The organism is Mesorhizobium sp. RCAM 06353 (genome assembly GCF_059683585.1).
In genome coordinates this window covers 594,862-615,486 of record NZ_CM185031.1, presented here as the reverse complement: position 1 = coordinate 615,486, position 20,625 = coordinate 594,862, and the positions used below count along the sequence as shown (strand labels likewise).

19 protein-coding genes are annotated in these 20,625 nt (G+C 62.5%); 9 read left to right on the top strand and 10 right to left on the bottom strand.

Features of this window, described 5'->3' with window-relative positions:
* Positions 1–197: 197 nt before the first annotated feature.
* Both AC56QX_RS02745 and AC56QX_RS02740 read right to left on the bottom strand, forming a co-directional pair.
* Positions 198–1,457, bottom strand: coding sequence for a polysaccharide biosynthesis/export family protein (locus AC56QX_RS02745; RefSeq protein WP_497113596.1), 1,260 nt, complete (start codon positions 1,455–1,457; stop codon positions 198–200).
* 77 nt (positions 1,458–1,534) lie between these two features.
* Entirely contained in the window at positions 1,535–2,212 is a 678-nt protein-coding gene (locus AC56QX_RS02740; RefSeq protein WP_475454119.1) for a sugar transferase, read from the bottom strand.
* A gap of 601 nt (positions 2,213–2,813) precedes the next feature.
* Here AC56QX_RS02740 and AC56QX_RS02735 point away from each other — a divergent pair.
* Complete coding sequence (locus tag AC56QX_RS02735) at positions 2,814–3,089, top strand: exopolysaccharide production repressor protein (RefSeq protein WP_497113595.1); 276 nt, start codon at positions 2,814–2,816, stop codon at positions 3,087–3,089.
* Between the two features lie 24 nt (positions 3,090–3,113).
* Here the strand turns inward: AC56QX_RS02735 and AC56QX_RS02730 are convergent, their stop codons facing one another.
* The 6 genes from AC56QX_RS02730 to AC56QX_RS02705 all read right to left on the bottom strand — a co-directional run bounded on the left by AC56QX_RS02730 (position 3,114) and on the right by AC56QX_RS02705 (position 8,992).
* Positions 3,114–4,958, bottom strand: coding sequence for an ABC transporter ATP-binding protein (locus tag AC56QX_RS02730; RefSeq protein ID WP_497113594.1), 1,845 nt, complete (start codon positions 4,956–4,958; stop codon positions 3,114–3,116).
* Between the two features lie 8 nt (positions 4,959–4,966).
* Positions 4,967–5,968 (bottom strand): phosphoenolpyruvate carboxykinase (ATP), encoded by a 1,002-nt coding sequence (locus tag AC56QX_RS02725; RefSeq protein ID WP_497113593.1) that lies wholly within the window; start codon positions 5,966–5,968, stop codon positions 4,967–4,969.
* Positions 5,965–7,908 (bottom strand): lasso peptide isopeptide bond-forming cyclase, encoded by a 1,944-nt coding sequence (locus AC56QX_RS02720; protein WP_497113592.1) that lies wholly within the window; start codon positions 7,906–7,908, stop codon positions 5,965–5,967. The genes AC56QX_RS02725 and AC56QX_RS02720 overlap by 4 nt, the downstream gene beginning before the upstream one ends.
* Positions 7,905–8,315 carry a lasso peptide biosynthesis B2 protein gene (locus AC56QX_RS02715; RefSeq protein ID WP_497113591.1) on the bottom strand — a complete coding sequence of 137 codons (411 nt, stop codon included), beginning with the start codon at positions 8,313–8,315 and terminating at the stop codon, positions 7,905–7,907. Before AC56QX_RS02715 ends, AC56QX_RS02720 begins: the two co-directional genes overlap by 4 nt.
* Positions 8,316–8,403: 88 nt before the next feature.
* A complete protein-coding gene (locus tag AC56QX_RS02710) occupies positions 8,404–8,703 on the bottom strand; it encodes a PqqD family protein (RefSeq protein ID WP_497113590.1) in 300 nt (99 codons plus the stop codon).
* Positions 8,704–8,839: 136 nt separating this feature from the next.
* The gene (locus AC56QX_RS02705; protein ID WP_010913078.1) at positions 8,840–8,992 is read right to left on the bottom strand and encodes a lasso peptide; all 153 of its coding nucleotides are present in this window, start codon (positions 8,990–8,992) and stop codon (positions 8,840–8,842) included.
* 517 nt (positions 8,993–9,509) lie between these two features.
* On the opposite strand from AC56QX_RS02705, the gene AC56QX_RS02700 reads away from it, so the two are divergent.
* The 8 genes from AC56QX_RS02700 (at position 9,510) to AC56QX_RS02665 (ending at position 17,944) form a co-directional block, all read left to right on the top strand.
* Entirely contained in the window at positions 9,510–10,640 is a 1,131-nt protein-coding gene (locus tag AC56QX_RS02700; RefSeq protein ID WP_497113589.1) for a nucleotidyltransferase family protein, read from the top strand.
* Between the two features lie 65 nt (positions 10,641–10,705).
* Positions 10,706–11,728 carry a glycosyltransferase family 2 protein gene (locus AC56QX_RS02695; RefSeq protein ID WP_497113588.1) on the top strand — a complete coding sequence of 341 codons (1,023 nt, stop codon included), beginning with the start codon at positions 10,706–10,708 and terminating at the stop codon, positions 11,726–11,728.
* Between the two features lie 289 nt (positions 11,729–12,017).
* Complete coding sequence (locus AC56QX_RS02690; protein ID WP_497113587.1) at positions 12,018–12,419, top strand: hypothetical protein; 402 nt, start codon at positions 12,018–12,020, stop codon at positions 12,417–12,419.
* A 140-nt stretch (positions 12,420–12,559) separates the two neighbouring features.
* The gene (exoK, locus tag AC56QX_RS02685) at positions 12,560–13,441 is read left to right on the top strand and encodes an endo-1,3-1,4-beta-glycanase ExoK (RefSeq protein ID WP_497117651.1); all 882 of its coding nucleotides are present in this window, start codon (positions 12,560–12,562) and stop codon (positions 13,439–13,441) included.
* A gap of 49 nt (positions 13,442–13,490) precedes the next feature.
* Positions 13,491–14,822, top strand: a complete 1,332-nt coding sequence (locus AC56QX_RS02680) for a UDP-glucose dehydrogenase family protein (protein ID WP_497113586.1) — start codon at positions 13,491–13,493, stop codon at positions 14,820–14,822.
* Between the two features lie 67 nt (positions 14,823–14,889).
* A complete protein-coding gene (locus tag AC56QX_RS02675; RefSeq protein WP_497113585.1) occupies positions 14,890–16,335 on the top strand; it encodes a GMC oxidoreductase in 1,446 nt (481 codons plus the stop codon).
* A 13-nt stretch (positions 16,336–16,348) separates the two neighbouring features.
* Positions 16,349–16,798: a hypothetical protein gene (locus tag AC56QX_RS02670; protein WP_497113584.1), complete on the top strand. Its 450-nt coding sequence runs from the start codon at positions 16,349–16,351 to the stop codon at positions 16,796–16,798.
* Between the two features lie 66 nt (positions 16,799–16,864).
* Positions 16,865–17,944, top strand: coding sequence for a glycosyltransferase (locus AC56QX_RS02665; protein ID WP_497113583.1), 1,080 nt, complete (start codon positions 16,865–16,867; stop codon positions 17,942–17,944).
* A gap of 19 nt (positions 17,945–17,963) precedes the next feature.
* On the opposite strand, the gene AC56QX_RS02660 is transcribed toward AC56QX_RS02665, so the two are convergent.
* Complete coding sequence (locus AC56QX_RS02660; protein WP_497113581.1) at positions 17,964–18,986, bottom strand: phosphoribosyltransferase family protein; 1,023 nt, start codon at positions 18,984–18,986, stop codon at positions 17,964–17,966.
* Positions 18,987–19,038: 52 nt separating this feature from the next.
* Positions 19,039–20,535 (bottom strand): lipopolysaccharide biosynthesis protein, encoded by a 1,497-nt coding sequence (locus AC56QX_RS02655; RefSeq protein WP_497113580.1) that lies wholly within the window; start codon positions 20,533–20,535, stop codon positions 19,039–19,041.
* Between the last annotated feature and the right edge of the window lie 90 nt (positions 20,536–20,625).

The window sequence follows — 20,625 nt, the reverse complement described above, 5'->3', positions numbered from 1 at the left end:
CGATTCCCATCGCCCAAAAGTGCATAGCGGCTTTGGCGCAACACCATTCGGATGGGGTTCCTTCGAGGCAGTGCGCTTTGTCTCTCTTCGTGGCCTGAATCGCATCAAGCAAAAACCTCCGCCGGGCAAAGCCTGACGGAGGTTGGAATTCTCTGCGCTATGTTTCGAAAGCGCTGGGTCGCGCCGAAGCCCGAGGCCTATTGGCTGGCCAGCGGCGCCAGCTTGACCTTGATCACGTCGCCGGGCAACACCGGCGTCTCTTCCTTGGCGGCGATTTCGCTGGTCTTGCCGTCGACATTGCGCACCAGCGCGTAGAGCAGGGTGGGCTGCTGGTCGCTGGTGATGGCGGCAGTCGTTGCGGGATCGCTGGCCTGGGCGATCAGGCCTTTCTGCATATTAACCTTCAGCGCGGCCTCGTTCAGGTCGGCTTCGGTCTGCTGGCGGTCGGCGGCGAGGGTCGAGCTCAACGTGTTCTGGGCATCGATGGCGTCCTGCGTCGCCTTGCTGATCGCCTGCTTGGCGGTGAGGATGGCTGTCTCATAGTCCAGAATCTTGCCCTGCAGGTCGGTGACGGACTGCTGCGAATCCAGCAACCGCGAATTGGCGACCAGGCCCTTCTGCGCCAGCGGACCGATGCTGGCGAGCTGCTGCTGCGCCAGGTCGACCTGCTTCTGCTGGTTGACGATTTTCTTCTGCAGCGATTCGATTTCCGCCTGCAGGACACCCTTGAGGTCGTCGAGCGCCTCGAGCTTCAGCTTCAGTGCCTTCTGGTCCGCCGTCAGGATCGTCATCTCGTCGGCGACGATGGTCGGCAGCCTCGGATCGCCCTCGACCTCCTGCGGCGCCTCGAAGCTCGCCTTACCGGCCAGATCGGCATCGATGCGGGCGCGCCTGACGATCAACCGGACGCGCTGATCGTCGGAGATATCGAAATTGCCCTTGGCGGTAACCAGGTCCTTGCCGAGCTGGGGGCCGTAGTCGGTGTTGCGCCTGACGCCGCCGGCGACGCTGATCGCTTTCAGCACCGTCAGATCGGGCACATAGGGAAACTGGCCGGGGTTCTGCACTTCGCCCGAAATGTAGAAGGGCCGGAACTGGGCCATCTCGACCGAGGCTTCGGGCTTGTCCGACAACGCGAGTTTGCGCTGCAGCGCCTCGCTGATCGCCGCCGCGACTTCCGCCGTGGTCTTGCCGGCCGCCGGCAGCTCGCCGACGAAAGGCACCGACAGCGTTCCGCCCGGGCCGACCGTGTATTGGCCATTGACCGCCGTCCAGTCCCTGAACGTGCCTTCGACGGTCTGCCATTCGGCGATGCGGATGGTGAGCTTGTCCTGCGAGCCGAGATGGTATTCATCGGCCGTTGCGAGCTGGGGAAGAAAAGCGAGCGACACCGCAAGGCATGTGGCCATGCGCCGAGAGCGGCCGGAAAAGCGGCCGCTGCCAAAGGCTTCTAACATGTCTGTTTTCAACTGAACGTTCCGATCCGTGTTAGCCCCATCGCCCGATGAGCTTGCCGCCGGATGCCGGCGGCCGGTCAGTAAGAGCCGCGTGACATCCAGACGGCCGGCACGGTCTTGATGATGATCCGTACGTCGCCGAAGAGCGACCAGTTCTCGACATAGTGGCGGTCGAAGGCGACACGGCTGTCGTAGGAGACGTCGTTGCGGCCGCTGACCTGCCACAGGCCGGTCAGGCCGGGCCGCGACTTCAGATAGTAGACGGCGGCGCTGCCGTAGATTTCCAGCTCATCGCGCACCACCGGGCGAGGCCCGACAAGGCTCATATCGCCCTGCAGGATGTTGATGATCTGCGGCAGTTCGTCGAGGCTGAGCTTCCGCAACACCGCGCCGACACGGGTGACGCGCGGATCGTTCTTCAGCTTGCGGGTCGCTATCCATTCCGCATTGGCGTCCGGATTGGTTGCGAGATAGGCGGCCAGCACCTTGTCGCCGTCCGGAACCATGGTGCGGAATTTCAGGCACGGAAAAATCCGTCCGCCGCGACCGATTCGCCGATGACCGTAGAAAATCGATCCACCGTCGGAAAATTTGACCAGCAGCGCTATCATGACAAACAGCGGGCTGAGAGCGAGCAGACCAACCAGTGAACCGGCAATATCGAAGCTGCGCTTGATGAGGCCGCCGATCGGCGGCGGAAAGTCGGTGTCAGGCTGCGAAAAGTCCGCCGTGGCCGACTTGGCAATATCCCTCATGCGGAAACTCCATGCGTTGAACGAATGGTTCACCACAAAGATACCAAAAAAATGCTGCAGCGCAACACACAATTTCCCGGACCCTTGAAATAGTCGCGTCATGAATTGACTAAATTATAAGCTAGCGATGCACATTTTTCGGGATGTTTAGCACATTTGTGACAATAAATGGGCAAGTGGAAAAAAATAAGGATCTTTTTGGGGTGACTTTGGGGCAAGCCGTTCTCGGCGGTCCGGAATGGTACATTTTAGTGCTTTAGGAAGGTGCGAAGTTCGCGACTATTAACATAAAATACTACTTAATATTGTGGATTGTACTGAAAAAACATAGCCGCTTCAGGTTGAGTGAATTGTGGTAGTGTGCATTGCAGCATGGGAGAGTCGATCGCGTAAGCTCAATCAAAAATATGTGCGGTTGCCCTTGCCGCCCTCTGCTCGCCTTAATAGAATTGCAAATTATACCTGTCAGAGTGGCGACAGGTTGAAAGGCCGGAAGCAACCGGTCGATAGCGGGCATCCTTACAAGCCCGCGTAACAAGGGACGGCGCTCGGGTGGGGCTATCGTTGGATATAACCCGAGCCGGTTTATGGGCTGTTGGGTATGTCGCTTCCAAAATTCATTGTTGGGATGGTTTTCGCTCTTGCGATCGTCGTCGCCTGGTCCTGGCTTGGCGGCGCTTCGCTCGGCACGACGCTGCTGCGCGTCATCATCTGCGCCGTGGTTATCCAGGCCGGCTACTTCGTCCTGGTCTACGCCATGATCGCCAGGAGCGCGCCGACGCCGGCCGACAGGCAGCGCGAAGCTGAAAGAAAGCTGAGCTCGCCCGACGTGACCGAGGGCGAGAAGTTGGGTAATGCCCGGCGCAGCCTGCATTAGGTCCCACCCTCAGCGGATTTGACCTTAGGCCACATTGGCGGGTTCGGTTTCCGATTGTTCCCCCGACAGCATCCTGGACAGCCGGCTCGCGGGCTTTGCCTTCAGCCGCTGATACTGCCCGACTTCCACGACACGGCCGTCTTCCATCGCCACCACCCAGTCGGCGAAGGCGATCATCGATGGCCGGTGCGCGATGGTCAGGATGGTCATCGCGCCGCGCAATCCGTCGATTGACCTGGCAATCAGCGACTGGTTCTGCCAGTCGAGCGCGCTGGTCGCTTCGTCGAGGATGAGCAGCGACGGCTTGCGCAACAGCGCGCGCGCCAGCGCGATGCGCTGACGCTCGCCGCCTGAGAGGCGCACGCCGCGATCGCCGACGATCGTGTCGAGCCGCTGATCGAGCCGATCGACGAACTCCCCGGCATGCGCGGCGCGCAATGCGGTCCACAACTCGTCGTCGCTGGCCTGCGGCGCGGCCAGACGCAGGTTCGCCGCGATCGTGTCATGCAGCAGGAACACGTCCTGCGGCACATAGGCCACCTGATCGCGCCAGCGTCGGCGATTGCCGGCATCGATCTCGACGCCGTCGACGAGGATCTTGCCGGAAGTCGGTTCGAGCAGGCCAAGCAGCATATCGGCGATGGTGCTTTTGCCCGATCCCGAGGGGCCGATCAGGGCGGTGACCTTGCCGGCCGGAAGCCCGAAGGTGATGTCGCTCACCACCGCCTTGCCGGTGCCGTCGTCGTAGCCGAAGGAGACACCACGAATGTTCAGCCCGGTATCGAGCGACAGTTTTTCGGCATCCCCAGCGTCGGCATGGCCCGGCTCGCGCTCGGCATCGAAGCGGGCTTGCAGGCTGCGCATGGCCGTATAGGCGGGCAGATTGATCAGCACCTGCTGGGCCTGCGTCTGCATATCCATAAAGCGCGGCGCGATGCGCATGAAAACCAGCAGCAGCACGACGATCTCGGCCAGCGACAGGTTGAAGCGGACCAGCGCCACATAGATGAACAGGCTCAGGCCGACGACGCTCGCCACCTGGAACACGGCGGTGCCGATCGAGCTGTTGCGTACATAGTCGATATTGTCGGCCTTCATCTTTTCCAGCGTCGACTGCAATTGCGCGAAATAGCTGGCCTCGACATTCAGGCTCTTGGCCACCTTGATGCCGCCGAGGAATTCCGAGACCGTCCGGTACTGATCCTGGCGATTGCTGGTCAGGACGCGCCCAAAGGCGGTGGCGTGCGCCCGAAACGGCTGCAGCGCTATAAACATCACGATGCCGATGACGATCGCAAACGCCGTCATAACCGGCGAGATGAACATCGAGATCACGAGATAGCCCACCAAAAGCACAGCGATCTGCACCAGCATCAGCAACGAGAAGGCGGCGCCCTGGACGCGATCGATGTCGCCAGTCAGGGCATGGTCGAGATCGGAACTGCGCATGCGTGCGAACACCCCCCAGCGCGCCTTGCCGATGCTCTCGAACAGGTTCATGCGCAAACGGTTGATGAAATCGAACAGAAGCCTGGCCATGTAGACCGACTTGAAGCGGTTGAACGCAGCCTGCACCGCAACGAGCCCGACCAGCGCGCACAGCACCGTCGTCAGCTGCAGCGTTCCGTCCGGCACTAGCCAGCGCACGAAATCATTGTTCGGCAACCGCACCGCGAAATCCTGGTCGGCGCGGCCGACCAGGTGCAGCAGCGGCACAAGCAGCAGGATCGAGATGCCTTCCGTCAGGCTGCCGAGGATCAGGAACAGCAGCGCCGTCCAGGTCCGCCGGCCGCCGATCTGGGCGATGACGGCGCCGAACGCGGCGACATCGCGAAACAGTGACAGGCGCAGGATTGAGGACTTCGACATGTTTGCGCTCACCGCTGCCGACGGCCAGCCGTCAGGTCCCCGGCCGCCAGATCGGTTTCGATCAGATCCACGGCCTCGCCAATCCTGTCGAGGCCGGTCGGAACTTCCAGCCGGAACACGCCAACATGGTTAGCGATTGCTGAACACTGGCGAAAATGCAGCGCCGCGAAATCGCCGGAGAGCGCCGCGCGGCCGAAACGCGTCACGTAGGAGAATTTGATGATGGCCGGCAAGGCGGCGATGCCGGGCAAGGCCGTGACCGCGGCCCTTTGGCCGCGCTCGAGGACATAGACCCTGGTTGCGGGCACCGTGCCGCCGGAGAAGGCGCCGTGCAGGCGATGCTGCATCTTCTCGATCGCTGGATGGACTTGCGGCCGCACCTCCGCTCGGCCGAGCGAGATCGCGGCCGCGGCGTCGGCGGCAAGCTTGATCTGGGGAAAACCCGGAATGATCATCGGCGCATCCGGATTGGTGAAATCGAGCGCCACGACATCGTCGGTGAGCAATTCGTGACCGGCGCGGATCAGCGCGCTTGCCGTCGTCGATTTGCCGGCGCCCTTGTCGCCCATGAAGATGGCGCCCTTGCCTGCCACCGCGATGGCGCTGGCATGCAGCACGAGCAGGCCGCGCCGGTGCAGCAGCAGCGCCATCACCGGCCCGAGCAGCGGGAAGGCAAGCAACGCGTCGTCGACGCCGGGCGCCGGCTCGATGTCGATGCGGCTGAAATCGCTGATCAGGAAGGCGCCGACGGCATGCCACGCCAGATATTGCCGGTCCGGCTCGAAGCGGAAGATCGTCGCGGCCTCGGGCGAAGGCTTCGGCATGTCGATCGTGCCGATGGCGATCAGGATATCCGCCGCCCCCGGCTCCGCCGGTTCCAGCTCGGGCAACGCCACGTCGGATGCGATGGTCAGGCCATAGGTCCGGTAGTAACGTCGCTCCCGCACCGTCCCGCCATGGGAAGGAGGATCACCAAGGTATGGGGCCAGCGGCTGGTTGCGCGGCATCATGCGGGGCTCCCGCTGTTCTGGACCTGCCGAAGCCAGAGCGACAGCGAGGCCGAGCGCCAGACATACTGGACATCGAGCGGTGCTGCCTGGTCGGGCTGGCGCAGCAGCCGTGCATAGGCGGCACTCACTTGTGGCAGGTTGACGTAGGGTGCGATGCGGCCGGCATCCGAGACCAGCAATTGCTCCAGGAGGTCGCGGTGGTTGCGCACCATGCCGTTGACGAGATTGGCGGTGAAATCGATCTTGGTGCGTCGCCACTGAACCGCCGCCGGCAGGATGCCTTCCATGGCGCGGCGCAACACATAGCGGCCAAAGCCGTGGCTGAGTTTTTCCTCACCCGGTAGCGCCAGGCAGAATTCGACCAGCGGCTTGTCCCAGAAGGGATAACGCGGCTCGATGCCGAAATTGGCAGCCGCCTTGTCGAGCACCTCGAAAGAGTGAGGCACGTAGCCGTTGGACAGGATCCAGCGATGGCTGAGCGCGTCGCTGGCCTGGACACCGGGCGGCATATAGCCGGCCCGATGGAAGCGGTCGATAAGTTCGGTCCGCTTGGCCAGATCCGGATTGATCAGGTCGCGCCAGCTGCGGCCGCGCTGTATGTGCGCGGGCTTGCGTATCCTGTTGAGGGCCCGGGTCGCCATCTGTCTCGCCTTGGCGATCCGCCAGGCCGGCCCGTAAAGGGTCAGGAACTGGAAATAGAGGCCAAACGTGCTGTCGCCATAGGTGTTGGAGGCGCTGCGGACCTCGCGCCAAAGGTCCAGCCACCTGCCGCCATTGGCAAGCTCGTGCAAATGGCCATGGCCCTGTGAAACCACCTCGTCGCCGCCATGGCCGTCGAGCAGCACCTTGATGCCCTTGGCGCCCGCCGTCCGGTAAATGCCGCGGGTCAGCGTCAGGCCCGGCGCCAGGAAGGTGCCTTCCTGCTCCTCCAGCACCCGTTCGAATTCAGCAAAGGGCGCATAATTGCCGACGGGGATCAGCGTCGGATCGCTCTTCTGCTGATCGAGCACGGCATCGATGAAGGGCCGCTCGTCCATCGACGAGCCCTTCTCGAAAATCAGCGAAAAGGTCGGCAGCTTCGGCTTCCGCGCGGCGGCGTTCTGCAGGCCGGCGACACAGGCGATCGACGAGGAATCGAGGCCACCGCTCAGCATCGCGCCGATCGGCTGACTTCCGCGCATGCGGTTGCGCACCGATTGCGAAAACAGATGGGCGAATTCCTCCGCCGCATCCGACCGTAGCGGTCGCGCCGACGGCTCGATCTGCCAGTATCGGCGCAGCACCACCTGTTGCGCGGTGACGGTTAGGCTGTGGCGCGCCGGCAGGCTGAAGATATCGCTGTAGGGGGTTGATTGCGGATCGTCGGGAAGTCCGGCCAGGAAACCCGAAATGCTGCGCTCGCTGATGCGTGCACCGACCCCGTCGAGGCCAAGCATCGGCCCGATCTCGGAGGCAAAGGCAAAACGCCGGTCCGCGGCGTGGTAGTAGAATGGCTTGACCCCGAAATGGTCGCGCGCGCAGAACAAAAGCTGCCGCTCGGCGTCCCAGATGGCAAAGGCGAAATCGCCTTGCAGATGCACGGGGCTGGCTTCGCCCCAGCGCAGATAGGCCCGCATCAGCAATGTTGCGTCCGCGACCGACCTGTCGCGTATGCCGAGCCGCGCCATCAGCTCGTCGCGATTATCCAGCCGGCAATCGGCGGTGATGGCGAGTTTGCCGCCGGCCATGGTCAGCGCGCCGGGGCCGGCTTCGTCCGTGGTGTTGAGCCAGGCGTGGCCAAGGGCTACGCCGCTGTCCAGCCACCATGAATTTCCGTCGGGGCCGCGATGGCGCATGCGGGCCAGCATCTGCTGGATGTCGGCCGCCGCGTCCGCCGGCGCGGGGCCTCGGACCGCTACTGCGTGTCCCTGTCGCTGCAGAATTCCGGCCACGCCGCTCATCGGCTGCCGTGGTCGACCAGATGTGCGAACCCATCGACGGAGCCGCCAAGCACGACATGGTTGTCGCTGACCAGCCAGGCATGCGCCTTCAACTGCTCGCCCGTGCCACGTTCGATGCCGATGCGGATGTTGGAGGCGTTGCCCTGGCGCGCGAGAATGTATTGGCCCGAAAGCGCCTGGGTAAGGCAAGAGGCGCGCGGCACGAACCGCGCAGCCGCTGCAACCCCCCAGGCGACGAGCCGTAGCTCGCCCATGCTGGCGCACTGGTGGGCGTTGAGCCGGGTCACCATGCCCCGAACGCGATTGTACGAGAAAAATGTCAGCCCCAGCCGAATGGAAGCGACCACCAGCAGGCAGTGGCAGAGGAAAAGCGCTTCCGAGCCACTCAGGGAAAGAACGCGGGCCAAGCTCCGGCTGGGCCGACGTTTCGCTGGCCTCGGTCTTTGTTCCGTCGCAGGTCTTTGCCGCGAGATCATGGCCTTTTGCGAAACCTGCCTAGACGAGTGCCTCATGCTGCAGCCTCGCTAGTCCGTTTTCGGCCATGCCTTTCAGCAAGGCGTCGACGTCGGCCTTGCAGCGCTCGGCGTCGACATTGTAGCGCTCGAGCACGGCGCCGCGGATATCGGCGATCGACTTCGGCTCCTGGATCAGCTCCCAGATGAACGCGCCGACGCCATTGAGGCTGTAATAAATATTGGATTTCAGGTTGAGAAGCGCGAGGCCATCACCGAATTCGCAAGCCACGGCATCCTTCGTGGCGTTTACGGTATCGTGCTCGGATGGGTTCCAGTTCATCCCAAAACCTCGTTTGCAACACACGGTCTACGCGTCGTCAGTTCAAAAAGGGAAAGTCGGGGATTTTCATCCCCGGCTCCATTCACGGTCTTCAATCCTGGAGGCCCAACGTCACTCCTCCAGAACCAGGCTAGTCTCAGGAGAACGTCAGATCGCCAATCGGGGTATGCGCCGGAAACGACGCGTCGATTGCCGTGCTGCCGCCACCGCCCTGGGTGATGGTTTCGATCGAACCATGTACCGTCAGGCTGGGCGTTTCGTACTCGTGCTTTTCAACATTCTGTTCCATTTTACTCTCCAATGAGGACTGGAAACGGCCTGTCGAGTGCCGTCAGCACTTTCATGCTGCGCTGCAATAGCTGCATGGCAACATTTATGAGTCAAGCCTGATTTACCTCTGGTTAATCAATTACGGGTTGCGGACGTCACCATGTGTGTGCGCAATGCTCAAAATTCCGCCTCTATTGGGCTTAAACCAGATGCAGTCAGGTCTAGCGACTGGCGATTCTTTAAGCAATTGATTTTGCTTGCATAAAAAGTACATAGCGCCGGCGCTTTTTTAGGCAAGGCTAAAAAGATGGATTTTTGTTAGCCGGCCGGTGTCGATGGATGGCTGAAGTGCCTCGATCGGATCGGAATTTCAGCCTTATGTTGCGCCATCTTCAGAAAGGTCGGCAAACGCTCTGGTTGCAAAATTTCGCACTGCGAAAGGAAAGACTTTACGTCGCCGAGGTTTTTGAGGATGCTTTGCTTCGCACTTGCAGCATAAGCGTCGCGCAAACCGCATTTTGGAGACCATGCGCTCAATGGCCTTGCCGGAAAGTTCCTATGAACGACTGCGCGCCGCCGACTGCGCCGACGAGATCGCCTATGTGCAGGCCTGCCTGCGGTTGTATTTCGCCGGGCCGACGGCGCTGGCCGGCGATGTGTCGCCGCCGAACCTTTCCGCCGCCGCCATCGGCGACATCGCCAGGCTGAACAAGGTCGCCACCTTCGTTCTGAAGGCGCTGTCGCGCGATCCGGCGGGTGACAGGCCGGCTGAGCTTTTCCAATGGCTCGACACTTATCGCCGGCGGACGGTTTCGATGAACGCCGCTTGCCTCATGGATTCGATGGAGATTCACCAGGCGCTGCGCGACAGGCAGATCGATTTCGTCTTTCTCAAAGGCCCGTTCCAGCAGCATCTGCTCTATGACGACCATTTCATGAAGCCTTCGGGCGATGTCGACATCCTGGTTTCCCCTGCCGGGTTCGCAAAAGCGCGCGATGCGTTGCGTTCGATCGGCTACGAGGTCGCTGGCAAGTCGCGCTCGGTCTGGTGGGTTCGCTTCCTTGGCGAACAGCACATGATCCGCGGCAACGGGCCGAAATCGTCGACGGTCGACCTTCACTATCGCCTGCAGCAGCCCGGCTCGCCCAGTCCGCGCGATGCCGACGGCTTCCTGCGGCGCAAACGGCTGGTCGAGATCACCGGCACCGAAGTGCCGTTCACGTCGGTCGCCGACACGCTGATGCTGTCCTGCATCAGCGTCGCCAAGGCACTGTTCAACCGCGAACCCTGCGCCGGCTATGTCTGTGACATCAGGGCCAGCGCCAACCGTCTCGACGAGGCCGATCAGCAGCGAGTGCTCGATGCGGCGGTGGGCCAGGGGCTGGACGATACGCTGCTGCTTGGCCTGCGCGCCGCCGATGTGCTGCTCGGCGGCACCGGCACGCTCTTGTCGGAGCGGGCCAAGCCGATCCTGTCGCGCATCGGCAATGAGGACCTGCTCAACATGGTCATCGCACCATGGCTGTCGTCCTTGCGATGGCCGCAGCGGCGAACGGTGTTGTGGGAATTGTGCGGCAAGGCTCCCGTCCGCTACCTGGCCGAGGCCGGCTGGGCAGCATCGGCGGACATCAGCCGCCGCATCTTCGAGCGGCCGGCCAGTCCGTGATGGCGGTGGCGTCGCACTACGTGCAGGGCGAGGGCATATCGGAACCTGTGCAAGAGGCAAAAACCATGTCGATGACGAAATCCGAGGTCTGCGTGATCATCGCGGCCAAAAATGCGGGGCGCACGATTGCGGTCGCCATCGCATCCGCGTTGCGCGAACCGGAGGTGGCCGAGGTCGTCGTCGTCGACGACGGCTCCACCGACAACACGGCCGAGGTCGCCCGCTCCGCCGACGATGGCAGCGACCGGCTCAAGGTCATGCGCCTCGACGTCAATCGCGGCCCGTCCTTCGCCCGCAATGCCGCCATCGCCGGTTCAAAAGCGCCGTTCATCAGCATTCTGGATGCCGACGATTTTTTCCTTGAGGGCCGGTTCCGCACCCTGTTTGCCGCCGCCGACTGGGATTTCGTGGCCGACAACATCATGCTCATCAGGGATGACGCGACGAGTGACGCAACGAAAATCGTCGCCCCGGATTTCGCCGCCGATCCGGAATTCCTCGACTTCGAGCGCTTCGTCGAAGGCAACATCTCCAGGCGTCGCGTGCAGAGAGGCGAGCTTGGCTTCCTGAAGCCGGTGATCAGCCGGGCCTTCCTCGACCGGCACCGATTGCGCTACGACGAGAGCCTGCGGCTGGGCGAGGATTACGAACTCTACGCCCGCGCGGTCGCCCACGGGGCACGGTTCAAGGTCATCCGCTCCTGCGGCTACGGCGCGATCGTGCGCGCCGATTCGCTCAGTGGCCGCCACAAGACGCAGGACCTGAAGCGGCTGGCGGACGCCGATCTGGCGCTGCTGGCGATCGACAGCCTGCCGGAAGGCTCCAAGGCGGTGCTGCGGCGGCACGAACGGCATGTGCGCGACAAATACCGGCTGCGCAATTTCCTCGACGTGAAGGCCGAGCGCGGCCTGGCTTCGGCCGCGGCCTATGCTTTTGCCAGTCAATCCAACCTTGTCCCCATCGTCCAGGGCGTGGCTTCCGACAAGCTCGAGGCGCTGTTTCGGCGCGTTGGCCTTGTCTCCGGGCAAAAGCATGTGCCGCCGCTGCGTTTCCTGATGGCCGGGACCAGCGCGGGCAAGGAGCGGTAAGGCGCGGGAAATGCGCCGTTTTGCCCGCCAACGGCACGCTTGCTATGCAAAGCATTTCCACCGGATTTATGAGTTTACGAATTGGGTGGTTGCCTCCCGGCTCCGGGAATGGCAGTCTATGTTGCGTTGCAGCAAATTGAACGACCAACCGAACTGGCCCCCGATCGGATTGGTCCGAAGTCTCTCCCATCGGTGGAGTTGGACGATGCGGTACGAGTTTTTCAGCCCCGCTTGCGGGGATCGGCCAGGTTCCCGGCATGCAAGCCGGCGATGACAGGAATGTAAGCCCATGGCCTCGATATTCGGCTTCAGATCAAGGGATCCTGCCCGCGACCGGCAGGCCGACATAGCGCGCCTCGACCGGCTGGCGAAACTGTTCGAGCAGATCGCAGCCGAGATCGAGGCCGAGAAAACCGGCCTGGAGAGCCGCTACCGCAAGACGGCGACAAACGCGGCCTTTCTCGTCGAAGCCATGGAAAACGGATCCGCCACCGACCGCCGCTCATCCGAAGTCAGCGCGCTGACGGAGTCGATCCTGAATTGCGAGCGCCGCATCGCGGCGCTGTCACGCCAGAACGGCCTGATGAGGGCGCTCCGTCATTCGCTGGATACGGTCTTCGACGAGAATGGCGCGTCCGATTCGGCCGCCGCGGTTGATTTCGCCAGGCCCACGGGCGCCGGCCGGGCGTGACCCATGAAGGCGCGCTGCAAGGATGCAAGACAGGAGAGGGATTTCGGGAGGGTCAAAGAGGAGGTCAAGGTTGGCCCGTTTGGAAGCAGTTCAAACGTCGACTTTGGGTTGGGGACGCACAGCACAAAGGTGAGTTTGGTATGAATTCGAATCCGAAAACCACGTCCACGACAGCAATTGATGCACCGCCCTTCGCGCACCTGACCCGGCAAACCGGCCTGCGGCGATTGGGTTTGATCGGTGCGCTATTGCTGGCCGCTCTTGGCAGCCTCTCGGCTGTCCCTGCTCATGCACAGGATATCCAGTCCGCTCCCTCTTTCGTCGATGATTTCAAGAGCTTCGATCGGTCGCGCTGGTATGTGTCCGACGGCTGGAACAACGGCAGTCATCAAAATTGCACCTGGTCGAAGGGGCTGGTCGCGCTTTCCGACGGGGTGCTGTCGCTTGGCTTCGAAAAGCAGAAGCTGAAGGATCGCGAGTTCGCCTGTGGCGAGATCCAGACCAAGCAGCGCTTCGGCTACGGCACCTATGAGGCGCGGCTGAAGACCGACACCGGTTCCGGCCTCAACGCGGCGTTCTTTTCCTATATCGGCCCATCCGACAAGCAGCCCTGGGACGAGATCGACTTCGAGATCCTGACCAAGGACACCTCCAAGGTGCAGGTCAACGCCTATATCGACGGCAAGGGCAAGAACGAGAAGCTCGTCGAGGTGCCGGGCGGCACCGACAAGGCCTTCAACGATTACGCCTTCGTCTGGGAGAAGGACAGTTTGCGCTGGTACCTCAACGGCCAGCTGGTGAACACCATCACCGACCCGACCAAGCTGCCCAGCCATGCGCAGAAGATATTCTTCAGCCTTTGGGGCAGCGACACCATGAAGGGCTGGATGGGCGCGTTCGCCGATCCGGTCCGCAAGCTTTCGCTGCAGATCGAGCGCGTTGCCTTCACCGCACTCGGCGAGCCATGCCAGTTTCCCGAATCGCTCGTATGCAGCGTAAAAGAGTTGGGAAAGACCAATTGAACCGGCCGGACCGAAAACGGTTCTCGGCCATGGATGGGAATGAAACCGAATGAACTTGACGGTGTTTGGAATTGGTTATGTCGGCCTTGTGCAGGCGGCGGTGCTTGCCGAGGTTGGCCACCAGGTTGTTTGCGTCGACATCGACGCAAACAAGGTGGAGCGGCTCAACCAGGGCTTCGTCCCGATCTTCGAACCAGGCCTCGAAAGCATCGTCAGGGAGAATCACGCCGCCGGCCGCATCCAATTCACCACCGATGCCGCCGCCGCCGTCCGGCACGGTGAAATCCAGATGATCGCGGTCGGCACGCCGCCCGGCGAGGACGGTTCGGCCGACCTGAAATATGTGCTTGCGGTCGCCGAGACCATCGGCCGCGAGATGGATAGCGCCAAGATCGTCGTCGGCAAATCGACCGTGCCGGTTGGCACCTGCGAGAAGGTGAAGGCCAGGATCGCGGAGACGCTGAAGAAAAGAGGGCGCGAGGATTTGAGCTTCGACGTCGCCTCCAATCCCGAATTCCTCAAGGAAGGCTCGGCCGTCGCCGACTGCATGAAGCCGGACCGCATCATCGTCGGCACCTCGAGCGAAGAGACCGAGGCGGTGATGCGCGAGCTCTATGCGCCCTTCAACCGCAACCACGAGAAGATGATCGTGATGGACGTGCGCAGCGCCGAATTCACGAAATACGCCGCCAACTGCATGCTGGCGACCAAGATCAGCTTCATGAACGAGATGGCCAATCTGGCCGAACAGCTCGGCGCCGATATCGAGGAGGTGCGCAAGGGCATCGGCAGCGACCCGCGCATCGGCTACCACTTCATCTATCCGGGTCTTGGCTATGGCGGCTCGTGCTTTCCCAAGGACGTCCGCGCTCTGATCAAGACCGCCGAGGGCGTCAAGTTCGACGCCAAGCTGCTGCGTGCCGTCGAGGAGCGCAACAACGACCAGAAATCCGTGCTGTTTGACAAGGTGAACCGCTATTTCAAGGGCAGTCTCAAGGGCAAGACCTTTGCGCTGTGGGGTCTGGCCTTCAAGCCAAACACCGACGACATGCGCGAGGCTCCGGCGCGTGTCCTGATGGAGGCGCTCTGGAACGCCGGCGCGACCGTGCAGGCCTATGACCCCGAGGCGATGCAGGAATGCCAGGCTATCTATGGCCTGCGCGACGATCTGCTTCTGTGCGGCACCAAGGAAGCGGCCTTGCGCGGCGCCGATGCGCTGCTCATCGCCACCGAATGGAAGAGTTTTCGCGCCCCGTCCTTCGATGCGCTGAAGGACGCGCTGACCACGCCGGTCATCTTCGACGGCCGCAACCTCTATGACCCCAAGGTCGTGGCGCGCCACGGCATCGAATACCACTCGATCGGCAGAATGGCGGCGTGAGACCAGGCTTGGAGAGCCGGGAACAGAATTTGACGGGTGCGCCCGGTATGGAAAGGAGTTGTGGCTGATGGTGCTGGACGTAAAGCCCGAGCAAGTCACCAGGGATCATTTCGATGTTGTCGCGATCGGCTCCGGCTTCGGTTCGGCCTTCTTCCTGCATGAGTTCGCCAAGCGGCGTAAGGCGCGCATCCTGGTGCTGGAATGGGGCCGCCACAACACGCATGAATGGCAGCTCGACCAGAACGCCAACACCGACATCGACGACGAGACGACCTACAAGACTGACAATGCCGACAAGCCGTGGAATTACACGATCGGGCTGGGTGGCGGGACCAACTGCTGGTTCGCGCAGACGCCGAGGTTCCATCCCAACGACTTCAGGCTGAAGAGCACCTACGGCATCGGCAATGACTGGCCGATCAGCTATGACGATGTCGAGCCGTTCTACTGCGATGCCGAAGAGATCATGTCGATCTCGGGTGATCCCGACATGGCGGCGATGCTGCCGCGCTCGAAACCGTTTCCGCAACCGCCGCATCGCATGTCGACGCCGGACAAGCTGATGAAGGCGGCCCAGCCCGACCAGCATTTCGTCATGCCGACCGCCCGCGCCCGCGTGCCGACCGCGCAGCGTAGCTCGTGCTGCGCCAATCTGCGCTGCTGGCTGTGTCCGGCCGACGCCAAATTCACCGTCAACAACGGCCTGATGCATGTCTTCGAGCATCCTGACGTTTCGGTCTGCCTCGGTGCTGAAGTGCGCAGGCTTGACCATGTCGGCGGCACGGTCCGTTCGGTCACCTTCGTCCATGACGGCAAGGAATATCAGGTCAGCGGCGATCTCTTCATCCTCGGCGCCAATGCCATCCAGAGCGCTGCAATCATGCTGCGATCGGGCCTCGGAGACGAATTCGTCGGGCGCGGCCTGCACGAATCCTACGGCTGGAATTTCGAGGTCTATCTCGACGGCGTCGACAATTTCGACGGCAGCACCATCACCACTGGCCTGAATTTCGGCCTCTATGACGGCCCGCACCGGTCCGAGCACGCGGCGGCACTGGTCTATTTCGAAAACCGCTGGCAGCACGGGATGCGTGCCGAGAAGGGGCGGTTGCGCCAGACGCTGCCGCTTGTTGTGGTCACGGAAAACCTGCTCGACCACGAGAATTTCGTCACCCTCGACGAGGACGACAATGCCTTTGTCAGCTTCAAGGCACCGTCGGACTATGCGGTCAAGGGCATGGCACGGGCTCTGGATAAATTGCCAGGGTTGCTTGCCCCGCTGCCGGTCGAACGGCTCTTCGACCGCGGCATCCGGCCAACGGAATCGCATGTCCAGGGCACGCTGAGGATGGGCACCGGCCCGGCCGATTCTGTGATCGACAGCAATATGATCCATCACCGGTTGAGAAACCTGGTTGTCGTCGGCACCAGCACCTATCCGAGCTGCTCCTGCGCCAACCCGAGCCTGACCGCGGCGGCTTTGTCCCTGCGGGCGGCGAGCCGGATCGCATGAGAGGAGCAGGCCGATGATCGAAGTCACACGGCGCTCGGCCCTGGCGATCCTGGCAGGCGGTGTTGCGTCGACGGGCGTTGCCTATGCGGCCGTCTCGTCGTTTTCGGATGAGGATCTGGTTCGCGTCACGCTGGAAAAATATCTCGGCAGGCTGAACATGCGCATCGAGCATCTGCAGCAGTTCGTGCTCGAGTTCCGCAATCGCAACCCGTGGATATTTCCAAGTGATAGGCTGGGCGATGCCATCACCTTGCTCGAAACGACGAAGCTCGGGCAGGCACGCGGGTTGTTGCCGAGGGAGAAGCGGCGCGATCTCAGGCATTTCGATCGCTGGGCCGTGGCCGAGTTCCATATGCTGACCGACTACGCCTGGCGCAGTTCACCCGATGATCCGATCCGATTCACCGGATGGCACTCATGCACCAACCCGTTCGCGACGCTTGACCCGCCACAGAGCGCCTGAGGCGCCTTCGACGCGGCTGTTCATCGGCCGCTTGACTGAAATGCGAAAAGACCAGGAGCCGGTTCCATGAAAGTCCTCTTTGCCAGCGGCAACGGCTATCCACCCGAGTTCGGCGGTGGCGTCCAGTCCAGCACGCATCATCTGGCGCAGCAGCTGATCGAACACGGCCATGAAGCATCGGTGCTCGCCGCTCTGTTTGGCGACGGCATGTTCGGCCTCAAGGCGCGCGCCAAGATGAAGCTCTTGCGGCAACCCGCGGTCGTTGACAGCTTTCCCGGTTACCCGGTGATAAGGACATGGTTTCCCTGGGAAGCAGCAGGCTTTGCCGTCCAGAAACTGAAGCCTGACGTGACGGTGGTGCAGTGCCACAAATCGGTTCCGCTCGGCAAAGCGTTGCAGGCCGAGGGCGTACCGCTGGTCGTCTATCTCAGGAATGTCGAGTTCCACGAGCTGGGCGGCGACCTGCGCGAATTGGGTTCTGCCCTCTACATCGCCAATTCGGAATTCACCGCACGCACCTACGCCAGAGAGTTCGGCATCGAGGCGACGGTGATCCCGCCGACCATCAACCCGACGCAGTACGCCACGCCGACCACGGGCCAATTCGTCACCCTGATCAACCCCTATGAGGAAAAGGGCTTCGAGCTGGCGGTGCGCCTTGCTGGCGCCTGCCCCGAAATCCCGTTCCTGTTCGTCGAGAGCTGGAAGCTGGAGGATGACCATCGCGCGCGCATCGAAGAGACGATCGCACCGCTTGGCAATGTCACGCTGGAGAGCCGCACCAACGACATGAAGACGATCTATGGCCGCACCAGGATCCTGCTTGCGCCCTCGAAATGGGAGGAGGCCTGGGGCCGGGTCGCGTCAGAGGCCCATTGCAGCGGCATTCCGGTTGTCGGCTCGCGGCGCGGCGGCCTGCCCGAAGCAATCGGCCCCGGCGGCACGGTGCTCGACTACGACGCTCCGCTCATCGATTGGGTCGCGGCTGTCAGGCAGCTGTGGAACGACAACAAGGAATACGAGCGGGTTTCCAGCCTCGCGCGCGGTTTCGCGGCGCGCCCGGAGCTCGATCCCGACCGCCAGTTCGTCACCTTCTTCTCGATACTGGACAGGGCGGTGCAGCAACGCGCGCGTCAAGCGGCGTAGCGCTGCCGAATGATGTTGATCAGGCCGGGCGCTTGACCCGGCTCTTCAGCGTCTCGTAGCCACGCGCACCGAGCAGGGCGCGGGCAAGGGCCTTGGCGGCGCCTTTGCGGCCTTCCTGCGAGTTGATCTGCCGCAGCCTCGCCGGCAGGTTGCGCGCCGCCTGGCCGAGCGCCGGCAGCGACAGCGTGTCGGGAAAGCTCACGATGTGCGTTTCGACGCACAGCACCGGCTTACCTGACAGTTCGGTGATCCTCAGCGCCTGTGGATGCTCGCTTTCGATGAACAGGATGGCGTTGGATTTGCGGTAGAAATCGGCCTTGAAACTGCCATGCGCGCCAAGCCGCTGGCGCTCCGCCTTGCTCGGCAGGTCGAGCATGATCAACTGGTCGTACTGGATCCCATGCTTGGCCAGCCATGCCTCGGTCAGCGCACGGTATTTCTCCAGCCGGCTGGTGACCAGCCAGCCGATCTTGTGCGTCGGGGCATGAAGCGGCCGCGCTTCGCTGAGGAATTTCTCATAGGCCGGGCCGTCGTCGTTTTCCGCTTCGGTCGGATCGAGGCACAGCACGCCGTCTATGTCGACGCAGCATTGCGCCAGGAATTTGTGATGCATGAAATTCCACTGGAACATGCGCGGATGCGGCACGACCTCGAAGACGACATCGATCTCCTGATGCTGCGGCTGCAGGCCGAACACGGCGGCAAAGGTGAAATCGGCCTCGATGCCGGCAGCTTGAATGCGGGCGCGGGCGTCGCGCATGGCATTGCCGCCGGCAACGCTGTCGTCGATCACCAGCACCTTGCGCATGTCCGAGACCTTGCGGTCGAGCGCGGCGCGGCGCTTGGTGATGCCTGACGTGTAGACCCGGCCTTCCAGGAAGCTATCCAGGTCGGTCATCGGAATGTTGGCCGCAAGGCTGACCAGCGTCGCCGCCAGCACGCCGCTTCTTGGAACGCCGACCACCAGGTCGATATCGCGCGGCAGCCGGTGAAGGTTGCTGACGATCGTGTCGTTCATGTCGGAGATCGATCGGTAGTGCATGAATCAGACCTGATGCTCGTGTGGATGTGGGTGGCTCAAAAAGGCGCCGAAATTATTGCGCCTCGCGCGGCGTTGCCGCCGGCTGTCTTGCCGGCAGCATTTTTACGGCTTCGCGCAAGGCCTCGCGGCCGGATGCGAAGGCCAGCGCGATGACGATGGTGATGAGATAGGCAAGGATGGCGCCGCTGGCCAAGGCGATGACATGCTGCTGCGGCAGCAGCGGCTTGATCAGCCAGACCGCCGCCAGCGCCAGATGCGCGCCGAGCACGAACGGCGTTGCGGCGCGCAGCACATGGCTGGCCTGCAGCGGTCCGCTCTTGCCGACATAGAGCCACAGGAACGGTGTGCGCAGATATTCGCTGACCGCATAGGCGATCGCCACGCCGAGCGCGCCATAGGGCAGGCCGATCGCGAAGGCGAGCACGGACGTCACGGCGGTGATGATGCCCCAGCGCATGAAGTCACCGGAGCGGCCCTGGCTAACGAAAAGCCAGCCCGCCGGGTTGTTCAACGGCTGCAGCAGGCCGGCGAAACCGAGCGCCAGGAAGATCGAGGCGCTGGCGCGCCACTGCTCGCCGAGCACGAAGGGGATCAGCACATCCGACATCGCGGTGGCGAAGGCGACACCGGGCAGCGCCACCAACAGGATCAGCGGCATGACGCGCAGATAGGCGCTGCGGTAGCGGTCCGGCTCGTCCTTCAGCCTGGACAGCGCCGGCACCATGACCTTCGACAGCGGATTGGTGATCTGGCTGAGCGGGAACAGAAGCAGCTTGTAGGCGCGGTCGTAAAGGCCGAGTTGCTGCTCGCCCCAATATTTGCCGATCAGCACATTGTCGAGATTGCGGGCGAAGAAATTGGCGAAGTTGAAACCAGTGATGCCGGCGCCGAAATTGATCAGTTCGCCGATGCCGGCGACCTTGCGCGGCATGCCCGGCCGCCAGCGCGAGCTCGCCCAGTAGCATAGCGTCGGCAGCACGGCGCCGGTCAGCGTACCGGCAAACAATGCCCAGTAGGAACGGTCGATGAAGGTCCAGGCAATCGATACCGCCAGCCCGGCAACCGCGCTGGCGACATCGATGATCGCCAGGCGTCCGAACTGCATGCGCCGCGTCAACAGCGCCAGATGTTGGGCACCAAGCCCATAGGCCATGATCTGCAGGCCGAACGCGGCCACTAGGCCGGTCACGCGTGGTTCGCCATAGAAGGCGGCGACCAGCGGTGCGGCACCTGCAAGCACGCAAGCCAGGATCGCGCTGACCGCGACATTGATCCAGAAGAGGTAGTTCACCTCATCATGCCGGATTCCTGTTTTCTGGATCGTCGCCTGGGTCAGGCCGAAATCCTGGAACAGCGCGATGAAGGCCAGCACCGGCGCGCACATCGCCACGACACCGAAATCCTGAGGCGACAGGAGCCGCGACAGCACGATGACGGATATGATCTGTGTCGCGACCCGCACCGATTGCGACATGGCCGTCACCACCGCGCCACGGCCGACCGATTTGCGCAACGAGCCTTCTGGCGGATCGAATGGATTGGCTTCCAAATTCAGGATTCCTGATTTTTGCGCGGATTCCCGAACCTTGAAAATCCACGACCGCCGCCAACGCCAAACTACGGCAATAATTTTGCAGTG

Bases quoted from the DNA above. Each gene is read 5' to 3' on its own strand.
- AC56QX_RS02700 (WP_497113589.1), top strand. From the start codon at position 9,510: ATGGCCTTGCCGGAAAGTTCCTATGAACGACTGCGCGCCGCCGACTGC.
- AC56QX_RS02690 (WP_497113587.1), top strand. From the start codon at position 12,018: ATGGCCTCGATATTCGGCTTCAGATCAAGGGATCCTGCCCGCGACCGG.
- AC56QX_RS02735 (WP_497113595.1), top strand. From the start codon at position 2,814: ATGTCGCTTCCAAAATTCATTGTTGGGATGGTTTTCGCTCTTGCGATC.
- AC56QX_RS02665 (WP_497113583.1), top strand. From the start codon at position 16,865: ATGAAAGTCCTCTTTGCCAGCGGCAACGGCTATCCACCCGAGTTCGGC.
- AC56QX_RS02705 (WP_010913078.1), bottom strand. From the start codon at position 8,992: ATGGAACAGAATGTTGAAAAGCACGAGTACGAAACGCCCAGCCTGACG.
- AC56QX_RS02710 (WP_497113590.1), bottom strand. From the start codon at position 8,703: ATGAACTGGAACCCATCCGAGCACGATACCGTAAACGCCACGAAGGAT.
- AC56QX_RS02720 (WP_497113592.1), bottom strand. From the start codon at position 7,908: ATGAGCGGCGTGGCCGGAATTCTGCAGCGACAGGGACACGCAGTAGCG.
- AC56QX_RS02660 (WP_497113581.1), bottom strand. From the start codon at position 18,986: ATGCACTACCGATCGATCTCCGACATGAACGACACGATCGTCAGCAAC.
- AC56QX_RS02730 (WP_497113594.1), bottom strand. From the start codon at position 4,958: ATGTCGAAGTCCTCAATCCTGCGCCTGTCACTGTTTCGCGATGTCGCC.
- AC56QX_RS02680 (WP_497113586.1), top strand. From the start codon at position 13,491: ATGAACTTGACGGTGTTTGGAATTGGTTATGTCGGCCTTGTGCAGGCG.
- AC56QX_RS02675 (WP_497113585.1), top strand. From the start codon at position 14,890: ATGGTGCTGGACGTAAAGCCCGAGCAAGTCACCAGGGATCATTTCGAT.
- AC56QX_RS02670 (WP_497113584.1), top strand. From the start codon at position 16,349: ATGATCGAAGTCACACGGCGCTCGGCCCTGGCGATCCTGGCAGGCGGT.
- exoK (WP_497117651.1), top strand. From the start codon at position 12,560: ATGAATTCGAATCCGAAAACCACGTCCACGACAGCAATTGATGCACCG.
- AC56QX_RS02695 (WP_497113588.1), top strand. From the start codon at position 10,706: ATGTCGATGACGAAATCCGAGGTCTGCGTGATCATCGCGGCCAAAAAT.
- AC56QX_RS02740 (WP_475454119.1), bottom strand. From the start codon at position 2,212: ATGAGGGATATTGCCAAGTCGGCCACGGCGGACTTTTCGCAGCCTGAC.
- AC56QX_RS02725 (WP_497113593.1), bottom strand. From the start codon at position 5,968: ATGATGCCGCGCAACCAGCCGCTGGCCCCATACCTTGGTGATCCTCCT.
- AC56QX_RS02745 (WP_497113596.1), bottom strand. From the start codon at position 1,457: ATGTTAGAAGCCTTTGGCAGCGGCCGCTTTTCCGGCCGCTCTCGGCGC.